Raw genomic sequence first — 263 nt, 5'->3', positions numbered from 1 at the left:
ACCAGCCTGTCGACCTCGATGACCCGCCTGTCGACCGGCTACCGCATCAACTCGGCCATGGACGACGCCGCCGGCCTGCAGATCGCAACCCGTCTGAAAGCACAAAGCAGCGGCATGGCCGTGGCCATGCGCAACACCCAGAACTCGATCTCGATGATGCAGACCGCCGAAGGCGCGCTGGACGAAGTCACCAACATCCTGAGCCGCATGAAGGACCTGGCGACCCAGGCCGCCGACGCTTCCTCGTCCGACGACGACCGCAC

Annotated in this window: 1 protein-coding gene; it reads left to right on the top strand. The window is 65.4% G+C overall.

Annotated elements, in window-relative coordinates; translation table 11 throughout:
- Positions 1-263, top strand: a 263-nt coding sequence (locus NX782_RS26305) for a flagellin N-terminal helical domain-containing protein (RefSeq protein ID WP_441295311.1), incomplete at both ends; no start/stop codon positions are given.

The organism is Massilia norwichensis, from assembly GCF_024753245.1.
Taxonomy (GTDB): domain Bacteria; phylum Pseudomonadota; class Gammaproteobacteria; order Burkholderiales; family Burkholderiaceae_D; genus Telluria; species Telluria norwichensis.
The sequence above is the reverse complement of the archived record's forward strand: the minus strand, read 5'-3'. Positions and strand labels throughout refer to the sequence as shown.